Origin of the sequence: Candidatus Enterococcus wittei, assembly GCF_002140175.1 — a bacterium.
Lineage (GTDB): Bacteria > Bacillota > Bacilli > Lactobacillales > Enterococcaceae > Enterococcus_B > Enterococcus_B wittei.
Window position 1 is genome coordinate 177,716 of the sequence record NZ_NGMO01000002.1, and the last position, 19,433, is coordinate 197,148.

General features: G+C 37.1%; 19 protein-coding genes. 15 read left to right on the top strand and 4 right to left on the bottom strand.

Going from position 1 to position 19,433, the window contains the following annotated elements; genetic code table 11:
* The first annotated feature begins 5 nt into the window (after nt 1-5).
* From A5844_RS05240 to gshAB, 3 genes are all read left to right on the top strand, one after another.
* Nucleotides 6-815, top strand: coding sequence for a Cof-type HAD-IIB family hydrolase (locus tag A5844_RS05240; protein WP_086284214.1), 810 nt, complete (start codon nt 6-8; stop codon nt 813-815).
* 10 nt (nt 816-825) lie between these two features.
* A complete protein-coding gene (gene ftsY, locus A5844_RS05245; RefSeq protein ID WP_086284215.1) occupies nt 826-1,830 on the top strand; it encodes a signal recognition particle-docking protein FtsY in 1,005 nt (334 codons plus the stop codon).
* A gap of 419 nt (nt 1,831-2,249) precedes the next feature.
* A complete protein-coding gene (gene gshAB, locus A5844_RS05250) occupies nt 2,250-4,538 on the top strand; it encodes a bifunctional glutamate--cysteine ligase GshA/glutathione synthetase GshB (RefSeq protein ID WP_086284216.1) in 2,289 nt (762 codons plus the stop codon).
* Between the two features lie 219 nt (nt 4,539-4,757).
* Here gshAB and A5844_RS05255 read toward each other — a convergent pair whose 3' ends face one another.
* Nucleotides 4,758-5,201, bottom strand: coding sequence for a YueI family protein (locus tag A5844_RS05255; RefSeq protein WP_086284217.1), 444 nt, complete (start codon nt 5,199-5,201; stop codon nt 4,758-4,760).
* Nucleotides 5,202-5,487: 286 nt separating this feature from the next.
* On the opposite strand from A5844_RS05255, the gene A5844_RS05260 reads away from it, so the two are divergent.
* From A5844_RS05260 to A5844_RS05275, 4 genes are read left to right on the top strand one after another with little or no spacing between them, the layout of a single operon-like run.
* Nucleotides 5,488-6,438 (top strand): ABC transporter permease, encoded by a 951-nt coding sequence (locus A5844_RS05260; RefSeq protein WP_086284218.1) that lies wholly within the window; start codon nt 5,488-5,490, stop codon nt 6,436-6,438.
* Nucleotides 6,431-7,390: an iron chelate uptake ABC transporter family permease subunit gene (locus A5844_RS05265; RefSeq protein ID WP_086284219.1), complete on the top strand. Its 960-nt coding sequence runs from the start codon at nt 6,431-6,433 to the stop codon at nt 7,388-7,390. The genes A5844_RS05260 and A5844_RS05265 overlap by 8 nt, the downstream gene beginning before the upstream one ends.
* Entirely contained in the window at nt 7,387-8,142 is a 756-nt protein-coding gene (locus A5844_RS05270; protein ID WP_086284220.1) for an iron ABC transporter ATP-binding protein, read from the top strand. Before A5844_RS05265 ends, A5844_RS05270 begins: the two co-directional genes overlap by 4 nt.
* Nucleotides 8,143-8,163: 21 nt before the next feature.
* Nucleotides 8,164-9,111, top strand: a complete 948-nt coding sequence (locus A5844_RS05275) for a siderophore ABC transporter substrate-binding protein (RefSeq protein ID WP_086284221.1) — start codon at nt 8,164-8,166, stop codon at nt 9,109-9,111.
* A 369-nt stretch (nt 9,112-9,480) separates the two neighbouring features.
* Here A5844_RS05275 and A5844_RS05280 read toward each other — a convergent pair whose 3' ends face one another.
* The gene (locus A5844_RS05280) at nt 9,481-9,777 is read right to left on the bottom strand and encodes a hypothetical protein (protein ID WP_086284222.1); all 297 of its coding nucleotides are present in this window, start codon (nt 9,775-9,777) and stop codon (nt 9,481-9,483) included.
* 216 nt (nt 9,778-9,993) lie between these two features.
* On the opposite strand from A5844_RS05280, the gene A5844_RS05285 reads away from it, so the two are divergent.
* From A5844_RS05285 to A5844_RS05300, 4 genes are all read left to right on the top strand, one after another.
* Nucleotides 9,994-10,572 (top strand): GNAT family N-acetyltransferase, encoded by a 579-nt coding sequence (locus A5844_RS05285; protein WP_086284223.1) that lies wholly within the window; start codon nt 9,994-9,996, stop codon nt 10,570-10,572.
* Nucleotides 10,573-10,619: 47 nt separating this feature from the next.
* A complete protein-coding gene (locus A5844_RS05290) occupies nt 10,620-10,985 on the top strand; it encodes an iron-sulfur cluster biosynthesis family protein (RefSeq protein ID WP_086284224.1) in 366 nt (121 codons plus the stop codon).
* Nucleotides 10,986-10,996: 11 nt separating this feature from the next.
* On the top strand, nt 10,997-11,893 hold the full coding sequence (locus A5844_RS05295) for a metallophosphoesterase (RefSeq protein WP_086284225.1): 897 nt from the start codon (nt 10,997-10,999) through the stop codon (nt 11,891-11,893).
* Nucleotides 11,894-12,149: 256 nt separating this feature from the next.
* On the top strand, nt 12,150-14,180 hold the full coding sequence (locus A5844_RS05300) for an EndoU domain-containing protein (protein WP_086284226.1): 2,031 nt from the start codon (nt 12,150-12,152) through the stop codon (nt 14,178-14,180).
* Nucleotides 14,181-14,199: 19 nt separating this feature from the next.
* On the opposite strand, the gene A5844_RS05305 is transcribed toward A5844_RS05300, so the two are convergent.
* Together A5844_RS05305 and A5844_RS05310 are read right to left on the bottom strand one after the other, a co-directional pair.
* Nucleotides 14,200-15,189, bottom strand: a complete 990-nt coding sequence (locus A5844_RS05305) for a hypothetical protein (RefSeq protein ID WP_086284227.1) — start codon at nt 15,187-15,189, stop codon at nt 14,200-14,202.
* A gap of 422 nt (nt 15,190-15,611) precedes the next feature.
* On the bottom strand, nt 15,612-16,346 hold the full coding sequence (locus A5844_RS05310; protein WP_086284228.1) for an MIP/aquaporin family protein: 735 nt from the start codon (nt 16,344-16,346) through the stop codon (nt 15,612-15,614).
* A 323-nt stretch (nt 16,347-16,669) separates the two neighbouring features.
* Here A5844_RS05310 and A5844_RS05315 point away from each other — a divergent pair, with 323 nt between their 5' ends.
* The 4 genes from A5844_RS05315 to A5844_RS05330 all read left to right on the top strand — a co-directional run.
* On the top strand, nt 16,670-17,074 hold the full coding sequence (locus tag A5844_RS05315; protein ID WP_086284229.1) for a CidA/LrgA family protein: 405 nt from the start codon (nt 16,670-16,672) through the stop codon (nt 17,072-17,074).
* A complete protein-coding gene (locus tag A5844_RS05320) occupies nt 17,067-17,768 on the top strand; it encodes an LrgB family protein (RefSeq protein ID WP_086284230.1) in 702 nt (233 codons plus the stop codon). Before A5844_RS05315 ends, A5844_RS05320 begins: the two co-directional genes overlap by 8 nt.
* Nucleotides 17,769-17,826: 58 nt before the next feature.
* The gene (locus A5844_RS05325; protein WP_086284231.1) at nt 17,827-19,338 is read left to right on the top strand and encodes a helix-turn-helix domain-containing protein; all 1,512 of its coding nucleotides are present in this window, start codon (nt 17,827-17,829) and stop codon (nt 19,336-19,338) included.
* A 2-nt stretch (nt 19,339-19,340) separates the two neighbouring features.
* The coding region (locus A5844_RS05330) for a Thoeris anti-defense Tad2 family protein (protein WP_143353709.1) at nt 19,341-19,433 on the top strand (93 nt) is incomplete at its 3' end.

Sequence of the window (19,433 nt, forward strand, 5' to 3'; positions counted from 1 at the left end):
ATGAAATGATTAAACTAATCGCAATTGATTTAGATGGTACATTACTGAATGAAGAAAAGAAAATTTCAGCTGAAAATAAAAAAGCCTTAGCACAAGCCAAAGCACAAGGGGTCAAAATCGTGTTATGCACCGGACGACCGTTAGCCGCTATGGCCCATTATTTACAAGAGTTGGGATTAGTAGACGAAGGAGATTTCAGTATCACGTTCAATGGTGGGTTAGTCCAGAAAAATGACACAGGCGAAATTATTGAAAAAAAAGTTCTAGATTTGACAGATATCCATCGATTGTATCAATTAGCCCAACAGCTAAACTTGCCTTTAGATGTGTTATCGGATAATGTTGTGTTACAGTTGCCTAGTACACCACAGAAACAATCTTTATATAATGTATTGAATAACTTACTTCAGTTTCAGCCAGCCACGTTGGACGATATTACAGACGAATTCGTTTTGAATAAAGCAGTGATTGCTTATGAACAGGAAGAATTAGATAGAAAAATAAAAGAAATACCAAGAGAATACTATGATTATTATGAAATCATCAAAACACGCGATGTATTATTGGAATTTATGCCAAAAGGTGTTACAAAAGCCTATGGGATTTCATTATTAGCCAAAGATCTAGGCTTAACACCCAGTGAAATCATGGCCATTGGTGATGAGGAAAATGATTTACCAATGATCGAATATGCGGGACTTGGAGTTGCGATGGACAATGCGGTACCGTTTGTCAAAGAAGCGGCAGACTATGTCACTACAAGTAATCTTGAACATGGTGTAGCTAAAGCTATCAATAAATTTGTACTAGTATAGGGGGAAGAATATGGGATTTTTTGATAAAATCAAGCGTGCTTTCACAGGGGAAGAAACTCCTGAAGAAACAGAAGTACAAGTCCAAGAGAAGTATGATAAAGGACTAGAAAAGACACGTAAAACATTTGGCGAACGAATGAATGAATTGTTTGCAAACTTCCGTACAGTAGATGAAGATTTCTTCGAAGAATTGGAAGAAACATTGATCGGTGCTGATGTTGGTTTTGAAACAGCTATCAAGATCACTGAATCTTTACGCCAAGAAGTAAAGTTACGTAATGCGAAAAAACCAGCTGAAATTCAAAATGCAATCATTGAGAAGTTAGTTGAATTATACGAACAAGAAGGCATTGACGAAGTGAATGAATTAAACATCCAAGAAGATGGACTCACAGTCATTTTATTTGTTGGTGTAAACGGTGTTGGGAAAACAACCAGTATTGGAAAACTAGCCCATCAATATAAGCTTGAAGGAAAAAAAGTGTTACTTGCTGCAGCAGATACCTTCCGTGCCGGTGCCATTGATCAGTTAGTGGTCTGGGGTGAACGTGCAGAGGTAGAAGTCGTACGTGGTAAAGCGGGTGGTGATCCTGCCGCAGTAGTATATGATGCAATCGAAAAAGCCAAAGAACAAGAAGCAGATATTTTACTTGTCGATACGGCTGGGCGTTTGCAAAATAAAGTCAACTTGATGAATGAGTTAGAAAAAATCAAACGAGTGATTCAAAGAGAATTACCTGAAGCACCTCATGAAATCTTACTTGTTCTAGACGCAACGACTGGGCAAAATGCCATGGTTCAAGCAAAACAATTTAAAGAAACAACGGATGTGACTGGTCTGGTCTTAACTAAATTAGATGGTACAGCAAAAGGCGGAATCGTCTTGGCTATCCGTAACGAATTACATTTACCAGTAAAATTAGTTGGACTTGGCGAAGGGATCGATGATTTAGAGCCATTTGATCCAAATGACTTTGTTATTGGCTTGTTCAAAGGCTTATTAAAAGAAGCTTAAGTGTTCAAAATAAGAAAAAATAATCAGCTCCAAGAAGAAAGCAGATCGTGAAGAAACAGCTTTTGCTCTTCACGATTGACTTCCTTCATAGGAGCTGATTTTTTAACGGCTGTCAGAAGTTGTGACAGTAGTGTTTGGTGTCAATATAAATCAAAAGATGCAAAAATAGCTTAACCTACTTTTTAGAGGTTCAGCTTATTTTCTAAGAAATTGCTTTTAGAACACTGTTTATTTGACTTTAAGCGAGTAAAAAAGGGGATTGTTTAGTCGTGTTTTTTTGATTGGAACTGCTGAAATAACAAACCGAAAAGTTATTTTTTGGGGGAAGAAATCTCTTTTTTCTCATTTTAAAACAATTTCGTTCTTTTTCTGGCGTGTTTTGACTATAATTATACATATGAATTGGAGGACATTTAAATATGAACTATAAAGAACTATTACTGCATCCTAGCTCACGTCCCTTTATTCGTCAAGCCCGCTTTGGGATTGAGCGTGAAGGTCAACGTGTAGATTTTTCTGGACAGTTAGCCAAAACAGATCATCCCAAACGGTTTGGTGATCGTGCGCACCATCCGTATATTCAAACGGATTTTAGTGAAACACAAATTGAATTGATCACACCAGTGACGGATTCTGTCAAAGAGCTTTTTCAATATTTAGAAGCAATTTATGAAGTTGCTTCACGCTCAATTGCAGAAGATGAAATGATTTGGCCGTTAAGTATGCCGCCTGTGCTACCAGAAAAAGACGAAGATATCATGATTGCTAAATTGTCTAATTTTGAAGATGTATTATACCGTCGTTATCTAGCCAAAGAATATGGGAAAAGAAAACAGATGGTTAGTGGTATCCATTTTAATTTTGAGTTTGGCAATGACTTGTTGCAAGTATGGTTTGCTCAACAAACAGAGTTCACTGAATTTACGGAATTTAAGACAGAGCTATATTTAAAAACTGCTCGTAATTTTTTGCGTTATCGTTGGTTGATCACTTACTTGTATGGTGCTTCTCCTTTAAGTGAAGAAAATTACTTCGTGGATAAACCTGCACCAGCTGAACCTGTCCGCAGTATTCGTAACAGCTCATTTGGTTATACTAACCATCCGAATGTCAAAGTATCGTATTCTTCTATGGAACGATATTTGTCGGATATCGAACGTATGGTAGAAGAAGGAAAGTTATCTGAAGAAAAAGAATTTTATACGCCTATTCGTTTTCGTGGAGGGAAACGTGTGGCAGATTTATCCGAAAGTGGCGTACAGTATATTGAATTAAGAAATATTGATTTAAATCCTTATGCCCGAGTAGGAATCAACGAAGAACAAGTTGAATTTTTGCACCTATTCTTGATGTATATGTTATGGATTGATCAAGAAACAGCAGTAGATGAATGGGTAGCAGAAGGCGAGCTACGAAATGAACAAGTTTCATTAGAAAAACCCTTTGAGCAAACCGCTTTTTATGATGAAGGAAGAAATCTACTCCAAGGAATGAAAGAAATGCTTGTTGCACTTGAAGAGATAGAGTCCTTACCGTTAATGGATGAGTTGTTGAATAGAATGGATGATCCGCATGAAACGTTGGCAGGAAAAATCTATCAAGAAGTCCAACAGTCAGGCCAACATGAATTTGCTCTCTCTTTGGCTAAAACCTATGAAGCCAAAAGCCATGAACGTCCCTATCAATTGGCAGGATTTCGCGATATGGAACTTTCCACCCAAATTTTCTTGTTTGATGCAATTCAACAAGGGATCCAAGTCAAAGTATTGGATGAAGCAGATCAGTTTCTACGTTTGCAACACCAAGAGCATATCGAATATGTAAAAAATGCTAATATGACGAGCAAAGACAGTTATGTTGTTCCATTGATCATGGAAAATAAAACAGTGACAAAGAAAGTGCTGAAAGAGGCAGGATTTCGTGTTCCAGAAGGCGCTGAATTCACGTCTATGGAAGAAGCAATCACTGCTTATTCACGATTCGCAAAACAAGCATTCGTGATTAAACCAAAATCAACGAACTATGGTTTAGGAATTACCATTTTTAAAGAAGGTGCTGCTTTAGCTGACTACAAAGCAGGATTAGCCATCGCTTTTCGAGAAGATGATTCAGTATTAGTAGAAGAGTTTATGCCAGGAACGGAATATCGCTTCTTTGTCATTGACGGCAAGGTGAAAGCCATCCTACTTCGTGTACCAGCAAATGTGGTGGGTGATGGGAAACGAACGGTGGAAGAACTAGTGGCTGAAAAAAATCTTGATCCGTTGAGAGGAAGTCATCATCGGGCACCATTGGAATTGATCCAATTAGGGGAGTTAGAACAACTGATGCTGAAAGAGCAAGGTTTGACAGTGAGTGCTGTTCCTGAAAAAGGACAAATCGTCTATTTGAGAGAAAATTCTAATATCAGTACGGGAGGAGACTCAATTGATGTGACGGATGAGTTTTCTGACCACTATAAAAAAATCGCACAATCAGCTGTTGAAGCTTTAGGCGCCAAAATCAGTGGAATCGACTTGATCATTCCAGATAAAGAAGTAGATCCAGAAACGAACGAAAAAGCTTATGGTATTATCGAAGCCAATTTCAATCCAGCGATGCATATGCATGTCTATCCTTTTGCAGGAAAAGGAAGAAGATTAACGATGAATGTATTGGAATTGCTGTATCCAGAAGTAGTCAATAGTTCAATAAATAATGAAAATTAACAAAATAGTTAGATGATTTTGAGGAGCGTGGGACAAAAGCGTTATTTACTTTTGTTTCACGCTCTAAATATGTATAAACGGCGGAATCAGAAGCACCTCCTTCGATAATAAGCTGGAATTCACAAAAAATTTAAAAGCAATTTTCGTGAATTCCTTCTTGTTTCTCGGAGTTAAACGCTTCTGTCCCAGCCTCCTTTTTGTACGATTTATCATTATTAATCAAAAGAAACGATGCCAGAAACTTTTTTTCTTTGGCTGTTCTGGTTCTTCTTTTTGGGGACTTGGATATTTTTCTTCAACATCGATCACTGGTTCATTCACCGCTTCTTTGGCCACTAACAATAGTCCAAAACTATTGGGATCATCGGTGACGAAATCATTGATGACTGTAAAAGGGACTTGGTTTTTGGTGGCTAATTGAATGTACTGATTTTGAATAGAAAGAGGTAATGCACCGTTTAAAAGAATCGAAGCTTTAGGATGAGATTCAAGTTCTTTAAGAAAATGTTCCTTATTCGTTGGTTCTTTCATTTGTGCAATCGTCATACTAAGGTAACAACGTTCTCTAAATGTACCTAAATACTTGTGCTGTTCTTCAGGGTTTACTAAAGGAGTTCCATACATTCCTTTGTCCAAATGGCTTTTCAAATCATCTTTTGTCATCTATTTTCCTCCTTAAAGTTATTAAATCCATTATAACATAAGGCTTCACGCTAAAATCAGAAATGAATTCGCCTCCTAATTTCCATTTATCGAATAAGACAAAGCATAAAAAATGAGTATCTTTCTTTCAAAAATCCTTTGTTTTATTTTCAGCAAGGGATTTTAGCATATTTTTTATCCAATCATCCAGACAAAAGTTTTTAAAATGAAAAATGAAGTTGCTTTTGTTCAAACATTCACTTAAAATGATAATGAGAATCATTCTCAGTTGAAGGAGTCTAAGTGAATGCGCTACGGAAAACTTATTGGTTTATTAGTTATTTTAAGTATTTGTTCTCTTTTTATTGGGGTTTCACAACTCCAATTGGTGGATCTGATTCACTTGAGGGGACATAGTCTTCAATTGTTGCTAGCAACTCGTTTTCCACGAACGATTTGTTTGTTGCTAGTAGGAGCTACAAGTAGTATTTGTGGGCTAATCATGCAACATCTGACCCAAAATAAATTCGTTTCTCCCACGACAGCTGGAACAATGGATAGTGCCAGATTAGGTTTATTAGTTGTGATGCTTTTTTTACCACAAGCCTCTATTTTTATACGCTCTTTGACAGCATTTGTATTTGCTTTTGCTGGCACGTTACTTTTCTTATCATTAGCACGTTTCTTTCCACAAAAGAATCAGTTGATGTTGCCATTAATTGGTGTCATGTTGGGAAACATCATTGGATCAGTTGCGACTTTTTTTGCCTACCAATTTCAACTAGTGCAAAATATGTCTTCGTGGTTACAAGGAAATTTTGCTACGATCATGCGAGGAGAGTATGAATTATTATATCTTACGGTTCCACTACTTGGTGTCCTTTCTTTTTTTGCGTATCAATTTACAATTGTAGGATTGGGAGAGACCTTTGCGGTTAATTTAGGGATGGACTATCGAAAGATGCAATTATTAGGGATTGGATTAGTTTCTTTTGCCAGTGCGGTCGTCTTGATCATGGTAGGGACAATTCCATTTCTTGGAGTGATCATTCCTAATCTCACTGCGAGATTATATGGAGATCAAGTCCATAAAACATTAGGGATCACTGCAATCATTGGAAGTATTTTTCTTCTCTCTTGTGATATTTTGGCACGAATCGTGATTTATCCTTATGAAGTACCTGTGAGTGTCGTTGTAGGAATGATCGGTGGCTTATGTTTTCTCTATTTGCTTCTAAGGGGGAAAACACATGCGTAAACAGGAGAAACACCTTTTTTTAGGGCTGCTTTTGCTAGTTGTTGTGGTGTTAGCTAGCTATTTATTACTTAATACCTATGGAAATTGGCAATTTGCCTGGATGTTACGTAGTAAGAAAATCGCGGCTTTTATTTTAGTTGCTTTAGCAACGAGTAGTGCAACAGTTAGTTTTCAAACAATTACCCAAAATCAATTTTTAACACCTTCAGTTTTAGGACTGGAGTCGCTGTATGTTCTTGTCCAAACCTTGCTTTTTTTCTTACTGGGTGGCGTGACGATGTTGCAACAAAATAGTACTTTATTCTTTTTAGCAACCATTGTCTTGATGGGTGGCTTCAGTCAACTATTGTTCCATTTTTTATTACGAAAGCAGGCTACGTCTTTATTTTTATTATTGATGGCAGGAATGATTCTAGGTACTCTTTTCAATAGTATCAGTACGTTTCTTCAAGTGGTCATGGACCCTAATGAATATGATTTGTTACAAGGTCGTTTATTTGCTAGCTTTGGAAATATCCAAAGTCACTATTTACTGCCGGCTACTTTGTTAATCGGTGGTTGCTGGTACTTTTTATTTTACCATCGGCGTTTACTCGATGTTTTTCATTTAGGGAAAGACCAAGCAATCAACCTTGGGATCGAAACAGACCGTTTCCAATTTCTTGTATTATGTTGTGTCAGCTTGTTGACAGGAACAGCCACAGCATTAGTCGGGCCGATAACTTTCTTAGGGTTCATCGTGGCGAATGTCAGTTATCGTCTGTTTGCTACCTATCGACATGACGTCTTATTGGTAGGCAGTTTCTTGATAGCTCTGCTGTTTTTAGCAGGTGGGCAGCTGATCGTAGAACAAGTCTTTGGCTGGAATACAACAGTCAGTGTAGTCGTAGAATTTCTCGGAGGCACTTATTTTATAACAAAGCTAATACACGAAAGGAAGAAATTTGGATGATCCATTTAAATAAAGTCGCTAAATTTTATCAAGAAAAAGCAGTCGTTCAATCGTTGAACCTAGAAATCCCTAAACAACAGTTGACTGCGTTTATCGGTCCTAATGGTGCAGGGAAATCTACGGTCCTTTCAATGATTAGTCGTTTGATTTCAAAGGATGTGGGGGAGATTTATCTTGACCACCAAGAAGTCAAAGCTTGGAAATCAAAAGAAATGGCAAAAAAACTAGCTATTTTGAAACAATCTAATGAGATCAGCATAAAAATCACCGTTGAAGAATTAGTAACCTTTGGGCGTTTTCCTTATTCAAGAGGAAGACTTACTGCAAATGATCAACAAATCATTGAAGAAGCCATTCAACACCTTGGATTAAATACGATAAAAGAACAAGCAATCGACACCCTCTCTGGTGGACAACTACAGCGGGCTTATATTGCGATGGTTTTAGCACAAGATACGGATTATATTTTATTAGATGAACCATTGAATAATCTTGATATGAATTTTGCCGTCCAGATCATGCAGATTTTAAAAAAGCTGGTTCAAGAATTAGGCAAAACGATTATCGTGGTCCTTCATGATATCAATTTTGCAGCTAGTTATGCAGATGAAATCATTGCGATGAAGCAAGGGGAACTATTTATCCAAGGAAAAACAAATGAAATTATCCAAAAAGATATATTAGATGAATTGTATGAGATGGATATTCGGATCTGTGAAGTAGAAGGTCGCAGATTTTGTCTTTATTTCTAAAAAAAAACGAGGAGTGAACAAATGAAAAAAATAGTTTTAGGGTTTTTAGTGATAGCTTCTTTAGGATTAACAGCTTGCAATGGACAAGAAGCAACAACAAGTGAAACAACAGAAAAGGTGTCATCTAATCTAGTATTGACCGTCAAAGATAGTGAAGGGCAGTCAGTCAAAGTACAAAAAAGTCCAGAAAAAGTAGTCGTCTTTGATAATGGTTCGTTAGATACACTGGATGCATTAGGGGTAGGCGATAAAGTAATAGGAGCAGCAACAAAAAACTTGCCTACTTATTTGGATAAATACAAAGATGTAGAGTCAGCCGGTGGAATCAAAGAACCTGATTTAGAAAAAATCAATCAGTTACAACCAGACTTGATCATCATTTCAGGAAGACAGCGTGATTATCAAGAAGAACTCAGTCAAATCGCTCCCACTTTATTCTTAGGTCTGGACACGCAAAACACTTGGGAATCCATGAAACAAAATATTCATACGTTAGCTAAGATTTTTGATCAAGAAAAGAAAGCGAATGAACGATTAGCCGATCTTTCAGAACAAATCGACGAAATAAAAGGAAAAACCAATGATGTGTCTCTGAATGCCTTAGTTACTTTAGTAAATGAAGGACAACTTTCTGCTTATGGATCAGGTTCACGTTTTGGATTTATCCATGATCTATTTGGATTTAAGCAAGCTGATGATAAGATTGAAGCTTCCACCCATGGACAAAGTGTTTCCTATGAGTATGTTTTAGAAAAGAATCCTGATATTTTATTTGTGATCGATCGGACGAAAGCCATTGGTGGAGATACAAGTAAAGACAATATCGCTACAAATGAATTAGTAGCTCAAACTACTGCTGGTAAGAATGATAAGGTGATTACTTTACAGCCAGACGTCTGGTATTTAAGTGGTGGTGGGTTAGAATCAATGAAATTGATGATCGAAGATGTCAATCAAGCATTAAAATAATAGTCAAAAGTTGAAGGACAGATTTCTTTGTTTAGAAAAGAGGCTCGGACAGAAGTGGTTAACTCCAAGAAGTAAGAAGGAATTCACGAAAATTGCTTTTAAACTTTTTGTGAATTTCAGCTTATTATCAAAGGAGTTGCTTCTGATTCCGCCGTTTATACGTATTTAGAGCGTGAAATAAGAGTAAATAATACTTTTGTCCCACGTTCTTTTCCATTTGAAGAGTACTCTCCATTCAGATAGTAAGCTAGATGTAGATTTTATTCCATGAAAAATTTATGATTGTAGAAGATAGAAAAAAGTATAAAGCTAATGCTAAAATATAAGTTTTTTGTTCAATGAAGATTAGGAAAAGAGGTAAGTAAAGGATTATCCATAGGTCTCAGCTAATGTTTGGTAGTTTAATATATTTACTTTACGATAAAAATCTGTAGGAAGATGGGACCAACGTTTTAATAACTGGTAAAAGTAGCTTACTTCTGCTTTGATTCTATATTCGCTTAAAATCAGTCCAAAGTAATGAGGTTTTTTATTCACTAAATTGTTATAAATAAGTAGCGCAGTTTCTTTATCTTCATTGACAAAAAGTGTTTTAACTTCAATATTAGAACCTTCAATATTTTTCGTTTTTTCAATAAAATAAATACATTTTGTACACTCCGTCATACGTGATCCCTCCAATACAGATTTAAATGATACAATCATCTTATAGAAAACTTGTTAATAAACCATGAACAAAAAATTATTCTTTTGCCATGAATTCTTAAAGTTTTTTTGTTCTTTTATGCGCTGTGTCTTTAGAGAAGTAAATAAGGAAGTTTGCTTGCTTCTTTTCAGTAAGTTCGCTAAAGTAATGAAAAACGAGAAAAAAGGTGGATACGTATGGATTTACTGATCAATCGCCAATTGATTTTTGCTGAGAATCTGGTTATTGAAACAGATCGATTAATCTTAAGGCCCCTCACGATGGCAGATGTGGAGGATTTGTTTGAATACGCCAGTGATGAAGAAACCACACGCTATGTCTTCCAAAGACATGAAACAATTCTAGATACCAAGTTGAGTATTGCTAATTATTTCATAGCCTCACCCTTAGGAAAATATGGAATCGAGTGGAAAGAAAATGGTAAGATGATTGGTACCATCGATTTGAGACTCCAAGACGGTGATGACACGGCAGAGATCGGTTATGTTTTGAATCGCAACTATTGGGGACAAGGCATCGTACCGGAAGCTGGATATGAATTACTAAAATTAGGGTTTGAAAAAATGAAGCTGGTACGAATTTTTGCTTACTATAATGCTGAAAATAGCAAATCTGGTCGAGTGATGGAAAAGTTGGGGATGAAACAAGAAGGGGTCATTCCTGATGCAAAACGTGAACGAGGTCGTGTGATTTCAATCATCCTTAAAGGCATAACGAAAAAAGAATGGATGAATCAAGTACGCAAAACAAGATAGTTGCAACTTAGGTATAAAATCATTAAGCTAAATTCGAGGTGATGAATATGGAATTTATCGTATCACAAGAAGCAGAAGAGCTTCTACGTGGCAAAATCAGTGAAGATGATCAATTACTGCTTGATGTCGAAGATGGGGATGGACCATTTGCGGATAGCCGAATCACTTGTCAAATCGATACATCTTTTCGTTTGATTATAGTGAATAAAGACACAACAGCCGATCTAAGTCTCTACTCTGAAACGGCTGAGACGGTTCTTGGCCCAATCAAAATCAAAAAAAGTGCTTTGATGTATTTGGACGATCCAACGACACTTGCAGTAGAACCTACGTATAAGAGTCTTCAATTAAGAGGCCCCAGTGGCTTATTAAAAAACAATCTTCAGTTGATCGATCAAACAGCAAAGGTTTAGAAGGAAAATATATGGGAAATCTAGCGATCATCAGCGATTTACATGTCGATATCAATCAATTCGATGAAACAGAGTTACTGATTCTATGGGATGTATTACAACAAAAAAATATTACACGATTACATTTAGCTGGTGATTTAGCAAATAAAGTTGATCGTTGTGTGGCAGTGGCTGAGTTTTTTGCGAAGCGACTGCCTACAACTTTTCACTTTGGAAATCATGAACTAGCTGATGTGATGGGGGAAAAGATGATGAGTCATTTTCCCGATGCTCACTTTTTAAATGAACGTTATATTGCTTTAAATGAAGAAACCGTACTTTTAGGCATCAATGGTTGGTACGATTATCAGTTTTCAGAAACAAAAGATTTGGAAAAAATTGTTCGAATGAAACGTTTATATTGGTATGATCGGCTTATTAAACGTGAAGGATCTGATCTGGAGGTTAATGAGCGAGTGTTGGCAGTTACCAAATCAATACTGGAAACGTTACGTGAGAAAAAGTTGAAGGTGATTTTATCGACTCACTTTGTACCAAAACAAGAGTTTATCATTTATCAAAAAGCACCTTATGAACGTTGGAATCAACTGAATGCCTTTTTAGGGTCAGCTTCATTTGGTCAGTTACTTGACCAGTATCCTAATATTCAACAAGTCGTATTTGGTCATACGCACCGTCGTTTCGCAGATAAAGTCCTGAATGAAACAATCTATAGCTGTCGTCCTTTTGGCTATTATTATGAATGGCAACTGACACGTGATTTTGTAAGAGAATATCAGCTGATCGACACCTACGATCCAATGAAACTTCGTGTACTTTTGCGTACTCACCGACCTGAATTCAAAGACTACCAGCAACGCCATCTAAAAAAAGAATTCGAACAGGCGATGACGATCATCCCTTATTGAATCTATCAATTAGTTGAGAATACCCGTGACCAAGTCATGTAAGATTCAATTGTTATGGATCAAAGAAGCGTTTGTCAATCTGAAGACCAACTCTGATCATTTCTCTAAAAGAATAAACAGGATTTACTCAATTGATCCTGCTACATATTTTTCTGGAAACAGAAAAAACAGGACATAAAAACACTCAGTTATGGTTTGTGAATCCTTTTTTATTTGTTGTAATATTCGCAGTAACGAATAGAAAAGGAGTAAGCAAATGAAAAATAAAAAATGGTTGTCCTTGTTTATGGTTGTCCTGTTACTTTCCTCATTTGTCCAACCGCCCCTCCAAGTATTTGCCCATAATCAAACCCTCAAAGAAGCTGCCTCTTCTCCAAGTGTCACCATTGATTTAAGCGATGTTTCGCCACCAGATCAAACAGTGAATGAATGGCGAGATTATCGAGGATTTACCTCCACCTTAACAGCATCCCACAATGTTTTTGATAATTTGGTATTGTCTGATTATTTAGATTTGATGGACGGCCCAAGTATTTTACCTTTGGGAACCCGTTTTGCACGTTCACCGATTGCTCCAACGATCCAAGCAGTCGCATTTGCTGAATTCACACGTCCTTATCTGAAAGAATCCGTTCAAGCAAGTGCCGTCAGTCAACTATATCGTTTGACTGCAGGGAATATCTTAAATGGTTCCATCCTTCTTTTAGGTGACGCAATCAATCATCCAGAAGAGCCAATTGAGCTTATGGAAACGAATAAGATCGAATTAGCTAGCTGGATCGCGGTACAAAATCAATTTTTATCGTATATCCAGACTCCTCCTGATTTGACTGGTTATGAAATAAAGATTGCACCTGATAAAAGCAGTGCGACGTTTGCACCAAAAGAGGAAACTAATCAGAGTTTACTCGTATATCCTGATGTTTCATTGAATGAGTATTTGCCAGGACCGGAAAAACTCCCTCCTCGCATCGGTGCATTAAAAGGGATCACGTTCACTCCCTACACTGGATACTATGATCCACACATTGATGTCAATTTAAGGTATACAGCTTATGATCATCGAAAAGAAGAATATGTGGAATTGAGTATTACAGGAATCCGTCTGCCATTGGAAACTGATTTTGAGAGTTTTTTACCGCAGATTGCTACACCAGAAGCAGTTATGGAGTTAGTAAAGGCAAATTCTAAAATACAGTTTGGTGCTATCGAACCTACGGATGTAGATACAGTCAATGAAACAGGTAAACAAATCACTCGTAGAATGATCGATGAAAGAGATGTATTGGTTGAGCAATTACCTGATACGTTCATGACCAATTTATTTCGGATTGCAGCTAAAGCTAATGGAACAGAAGTTGTCTTAAATCGAGATGGGGAATTTGTTTATCGAGGAACACAAGAAGTCGTACCGCTAGATCAAGTAGAGATTGGTTACAATCAAGAGGTCATCTATACGATACGCAAAGTCCAAAAATTCTTTGGCCTCTATTGTAATTATTATGCATTAGCTGATGGTCTATATGATGAAGTACGAACTGACTCTTTGCCAAAGAGTTTAGATGACACTACAATAGCGGCAATTTCAGAAGTCGGCGGTAGTGTGTTGAAAAACTTACCAAATTATGAAAACACAGAGTGGGTTATCCGCCAATCCCAACAAAAACTCGAACCAGTAGACGTTTTATTAGTCGTTATGTGTTTGCCATGGTCCGAAATGCTATCTGTTTTACGAACTGTGGAAGCCGAAGGAGCGCTAGTTACCGCCATCGAAGTAGAAGAAGTCGAAGCTACTCGGATTCTAGAAACTGAAAAAGCTCTGATTACCAAAGGCTGTCCAAATGAGTCCTTAGTAGAAAAACTTCCCGAAACTGAATATTACAATCGAAAATCCCTTCGACATGTGGCAGGTGAGGTGAAGCCTGGAAAAGATGGAACACCTGAACTAAAAGGAGCACACTCACGCCATCCCGATTTCTATCATCCAGATAGTGGGGTTGTTTATAGACCTACAAGTACAGTAGTAGAAGGACAACCATTTGAAGCCACTGTGAGTTATGGGCCTGATTTTAAAAGCGTTAAATCTACTGTCTTTCCAGATAATTGGGATGCACAGAAGATCACTAGTGAAGTGGAACGGATTGTGAAAAAAAATGTTACAAATACCCCAGGACCACAAGAGTTTCTTGAAAAAGAGAGTGGGGGAGCTTTTGAAATCAAAGTACATGTGAACGTAAAAGCAACCGGAAAAGTTACCGTATCAACAGCTTATCCTATTGTCAAATAACAAAAAATGTGAGACTTGGTTAATCCAAGTCCCACATTTTTTTGTATTTATTGATCTCTACTTGGAACTCTTCGGGTGTATAACAATCACGCCAATAGTATAAATTGAAAAGTTGATATTCATGAATGACTTTAAGAATGTTGTCTACTAACTCTTGGTTTAATCCAAGATAAGCAATATTTGGGATGCCGCCATCAAATATATCACCGTGATAACCAGTGCCTAAACTATAAGGACCAAAGCTATAGAGAATAATCTTTTGATAGTAAATTTGATATTCTCTATCTGTTAAATCTATTAATGGGTCATCAGGATCGTCTACTTCGGGATCATATACTTCGGGATCATACCACCACTCGGATAAATAACGTCCTACACTTGGTTCGAAATCAATATAAGACTCATCTCGTGAGAGTGTCAAGCGGGAATCAAGTTTATCAAGTTGTGTTTCCAAGTATTCAGTAGCTTTTTCTACCGCAGCATGAGGGCGTTTCATTGGATCTGTAAAATCCATCATACGTCCTCCAGGAATACCATTTCCAATCATTCGAGTGGTTCTACTGTAGTGTGAAGTGATGACTTGTTGTAATTGTTCTTCTGAAAATAAATCTTGCCAGTAAGTTAAATTGTGGGTTTGGTAGTCGTGAATAACTTTCAAAATCGCATTATCGATGGCTTGCAAAGGTTTCCGAAAAGAGTTATTTACTTTTCCGTGGAATTCATCAATACATTCTCCATAAGGTGTGAACCAATAGAGGGGGAAATTTCGATATCTGAGATGATATTCCGAGTACACAAAAGTTGCCATGGGGTGATTGGGCACGCGAGGATCCCAGTAAAGTGAAGCCAACTGAGGAAAGACTTCTGGTCCATAATCAATAAAGTTATCGTGATGGATCAAAGTAAGATCTGGATCAATTGCGTGGAATTTCTCTGTCAACTCTTTAGTCATCCGTCGAACATCAGCTTGAGGACGACGATTGGGATCAACAAAATGAAAGCTATTCATCGAAATACGCTTCCTTTCTTAGATAGATAACTAAAGTATCTCATAGAAATAGAGAAACAAAATTTTTTTTTTTCGATTTCTATAAAAGGTGGTATTTAGATTAAGGGAGAAGAACTATATGTAATGATTAAAAATGAATGAATTTTGTTGTAGTGGGAAATCTCAAGAATATATCAAAAAAATAGCCTGTATTTTTCTTACTGCTCGGACCAAAGTGCTGCTGACATGACCTTGATAATTGGCGTTCAAGATGCTGTACTTTTGTAATAAGCCAAAAATAAAAAATGTGGAGGCCCCTTTTCTCTTTTTCTGTCTTATTCCTCAGTGCAAAAAACTTTTCTCGCAACCTTACTAAAAAAAACGGAAATCGAAGTGTCTTGCAACTTCTGGTTTCCGTTTTCTTTTGTATGAAGTTTTTTGTATTATGCCATGAATAATACTTTATATACGAAGACTGCTACGATACCTGCACAGATTGGTGCAACAACTGGTACCCAAGCGTAGTCCCATTGAGAAGAACCTTTGTGTTTCAATGGTAGTAATGCATGGACTAAACGAGGGGCAAAGTCACGTGCTGGGTTTAATCCAGGACCAGTAGGACCACCAAGTGAAGCAACCAATGTCCATACTAAGAAACCAAGTGCTAAGTGAGCTGTACCAAGGTTGTCTTGGAAGAATGGTGCTTTTGTGATTCCTAATGCGCCAAAGAATAAAACGAATGAACCGAAGAATTCATTTACGAAACCATTGAATTTAGAACCCACACTGTTGATAGTTGAGAATGTTCCTAAGACATGGTTCACATCTTCTGTTTGATCATAGTAAGGTTTGTAACAAGCGACTACGATCAATTGCCCTAAAGCTGCCCCAATCAATTGTGCTACGATATAAGGCAATACTTCTGCCCAAGGGAATAAACCATTTGAAGCTAAAGCGATTGTAAATGCAGGATTGATGTGGTTTCCGCTGATACCGCCAAAAATCATAGCAGGCATCATTACACCGAAGCCATAACCTACAGCAATCAGCATCCAGTCACTTCCGTAACCCTTTGTACCTTTTAAATCTACGTTTGCTACAGCACCATTACCTAAGATGATCAATAACGCTGTACCAAGTACTTCCGCCGCTAGACGGGTCATTAGTGAGTAATCCATATATACCTCCTGAAGTTTTAAAAATGCAAAAAAAAAGAAACATCGCCACGATAGGTGAAGTGTTTCGCACGTTTGTGTTTTTTTCTGGGCGGTCGTAATAAGTGCAAAGAAAAAATGACTCCCTATAAAAGAAATCAGACCAACAACAAAAATAAAACACTTTTAAAACCGTTACTTACAAAACACTAACCCTTAAATATAAATATACCAAAAAAAAAACAAAGTTTTTTTTCAAAAATTGTCTATTTGAAACGACATCTTTTGAAATTTTCTGAAAAATATTGTCTGTAAAATGAAAGCTAGAGATGAGGGGTGTCGAGAATTTGAAAGTTTATCAAGAATTTTTTATTATTATTTTCTTTTCTATATTGGGGGAAGGAACACGTATAGTCGCACATTTACCAATTCCTGGAAGTATTTTAGGAATTTTATATTTATTTTTGGCGTTTCAGTTACACATAGTAGATCCTGATAAATTAGGCACTACAGGGCAATTCTTGTTAAATAATTTAACGATCTTGTTTGTTCCTGCCGGTGTAGGTTTGCTAGATTATTTTGATCAGATCATGGCTATTTGGCCTATCTTACTAGGAGCAGTCGTTTGTTGTTCGATAGTGACGATGGTGGTCACAGGAAAAACAGCGGAAGGCGTGGAAGCTCTCGTTACACTACTTCGTACTAGAAAAAAAACGAGGATAGAAGGAATGGAGGAATCACCACTTGAATGAATTATTTAGTCATCCCTTGTTTGGTTTGAGTCTGACCATAGGCGTGTATGTTTTATTTGATAAGTTGATACGCAAACATCCAATACCTCTCTTAAATCCATTAGTTTTGTCAATTATCGTGATTATCTTATTTCTACATTTTACAGGCATTAGCTATCAAGATTATAATGTTGGCGGGAATTTACTGACGTTACTGATTACTCCTGCGACTGTGGCGCTTGCGCTTCCTTTATATAAAAATTTCCATCTATTAAAAAAACATGTTTATCCGATCATTTGTGGGATCATAGCAGGAATCATGGCGAATTGTTTTGTAAGTGTCAGTATCGGATACTTTTTTGCATTGAACAAGGAAATTGTCATTTCGTTATTGCCTAAATCAGTGACGACTGCCATTTCTGTTGATCTTTCTCATTCGATGGGAGGAATCAATGCTGTCACTCTAGCAATCGTTGTTTCTACAGGGATTTTCGGCTCGTTGATTGCGACCCATATTTTCAAAGTATTTCGCATCAAAAGCCCAATCGCAAAAGGAGTTGCTTTAGGTAGTACTTCCCATGCTATTGGCACAGCCAAAGCAATCGAAATCGGAGAAATTGAGGGTGTGATTTCTGGATTGGCCATTTGTGTGAACGGTCTGCTAACCGTCTTTTTACTACCATTGCTCTTTCAGTTCTTTGCTAACTTGTTTTGATGTCGAAAGGTAGATTTTATGCTACAATGAGAGAAACATTCTAGCAAGGGGTGGAGTCGTGTATTTGTCTTCTGAATATCTGAAACGTTTTGATAAAGACTTATATTACAAAGTTCTTCTACTAGAAAGTTTCGAAGATCAAGCTGGGCATACGGCTGTTAAACTTGCGCAAAGAGTCCAACTAGATGCTCGAAGTGTCTCAAAATATGTCAATGAACTAAATAAAAACTATCAAAAATTCAGTGGCAAGACCCAGTCTTTGTTTACAAAGTCCAGTCGCTCGGGATATCAATTTTATGATTCACTTGATTCCATCGAGCATGAACGCTTTTTGATGTATCTCGTGCAAAGTACGCTAAAGTATCAGCTACTGCACGACATTTTTTTTGAAGAATTCCATACGATCTATCAGTTCTCACAAAAGCATTATATCAGTGAATCGACCACTCATCGTAAAATCAATGAATGGAAAGAACAATTGACTGGCTATGGGATCCATTTACAAAGAGGTAGCTATGTGGCTTGTGGCGAAGAAGAAATCATTCGGTTGTATCTGCATATGACTTTTTGGCAATTATTTCGTGGTAAAATATGGCCTTTTAAAACAATTCCCCAAGAAGATATCAAAAACATCGCTGAACAGATCTTGCTCTTTTTTCACATTCGGTTGAATGAGATCAAAAAAAGACGCTTAGAATATATGCTAGGTGCATTTTTTCTGCGTAAATCACAAAAACATGACGTACGTTTGAATGACAAGAAGAAGGCATTACTCAATCAAAATGCTTTGTTTTATCGGTTTTGCCAGTGGATGGAACCAATCTTTCCTAACTATTTTCAAGCAAAAGAGGAGTTGGGAGCTTTATTCTTAGTCTTGATGACTAGAGAAGAGTACTACAGCGATCAAAGGATTCGTAAAGAAATCTTTCAGTTTCATCAACAACATCAAACACTACCTTACTTAGCACTTGCGAAAGCTAAAGAAGCATTGGTTCACTATCAAGCAGAACATGGGATGATCCAGGAAACTTTGACAAATGAGGCAGAAAACTATTTATTCAGTAGTCATTTGTTTGCGTATCTTTTCCCTTATGCAAAAGAGACGATTGATGGGGATGACAGTGATTTTATGAATCATTTAGTGATTAAAAATGACAAATTGAAACATTGGTTAGATTCGTTTTTTGAAGAAAAACAACGAGCAGATCACTATCCGGCATTTGAGAACACCTCTTTTTTGATGGGAAGGTATCTAACGGTGCTTAAAACGATGGGGATGTTCAATCAAAAGCTACCTGTCGTAACCTTGTTGTTGATGACGGATTTTCCTTTGTTTGAAGAAGAATTGCTGAAAGAGAGTCTACGACAATTTTTCCGAAATGAGTACCAACTGAAATTTTTACCAACGGATTATCGGGGAAGAGAGGTAGATCTACTACTATCTACCAGTAAAGTCCACCGGAAACCATGGGCGGATCTCAATTATTTTATCGTTACAGGAGAACTGCAATTAGCTGATTATATTGAGTTATATCAGACAATCAAAACAATCAAACAAAGTGAGGAGTAATCATGACATTTGAAGAAGTATTACCACAATTGAAACAAGGGGCAAAAATCATCCGTAAAGGCTGGAGTGGGTTTGAGTTATATGTAACGCTTGTT

Bases quoted from the DNA above. Each gene is read 5' to 3' on its own strand.
- A5844_RS05240 (WP_086284214.1), top strand. From the start codon at position 6: ATGATTAAACTAATCGCAATTGATTTAGATGGTACATTACTGAATGAA.
- ftsY (WP_086284215.1), top strand. From the start codon at position 826: ATGGGATTTTTTGATAAAATCAAGCGTGCTTTCACAGGGGAAGAAACT.
- gshAB (WP_086284216.1), top strand. From the start codon at position 2,250: ATGAACTATAAAGAACTATTACTGCATCCTAGCTCACGTCCCTTTATT.
- A5844_RS05255 (WP_086284217.1), bottom strand. From the start codon at position 5,201: ATGACAAAAGATGATTTGAAAAGCCATTTGGACAAAGGAATGTATGGA.
- A5844_RS05260 (WP_086284218.1), top strand. From the start codon at position 5,488: ATGCGCTACGGAAAACTTATTGGTTTATTAGTTATTTTAAGTATTTGT.
- A5844_RS05265 (WP_086284219.1), top strand. From the start codon at position 6,431: ATGCGTAAACAGGAGAAACACCTTTTTTTAGGGCTGCTTTTGCTAGTT.
- A5844_RS05270 (WP_086284220.1), top strand. From the start codon at position 7,387: ATGATCCATTTAAATAAAGTCGCTAAATTTTATCAAGAAAAAGCAGTC.
- A5844_RS05275 (WP_086284221.1), top strand. From the start codon at position 8,164: ATGAAAAAAATAGTTTTAGGGTTTTTAGTGATAGCTTCTTTAGGATTA.
- A5844_RS05280 (WP_086284222.1), bottom strand. From the start codon at position 9,777: ATGACGGAGTGTACAAAATGTATTTATTTTATTGAAAAAACGAAAAAT.
- A5844_RS05285 (WP_086284223.1), top strand. From the start codon at position 9,994: ATGGATTTACTGATCAATCGCCAATTGATTTTTGCTGAGAATCTGGTT.
- A5844_RS05290 (WP_086284224.1), top strand. From the start codon at position 10,620: ATGGAATTTATCGTATCACAAGAAGCAGAAGAGCTTCTACGTGGCAAA.
- A5844_RS05295 (WP_086284225.1), top strand. From the start codon at position 10,997: ATGGGAAATCTAGCGATCATCAGCGATTTACATGTCGATATCAATCAA.
- A5844_RS05300 (WP_086284226.1), top strand. From the start codon at position 12,150: ATGAAAAATAAAAAATGGTTGTCCTTGTTTATGGTTGTCCTGTTACTT.
- A5844_RS05305 (WP_086284227.1), bottom strand. From the start codon at position 15,189: ATGAATAGCTTTCATTTTGTTGATCCCAATCGTCGTCCTCAAGCTGAT.
- A5844_RS05310 (WP_086284228.1), bottom strand. From the start codon at position 16,346: ATGGATTACTCACTAATGACCCGTCTAGCGGCGGAAGTACTTGGTACA.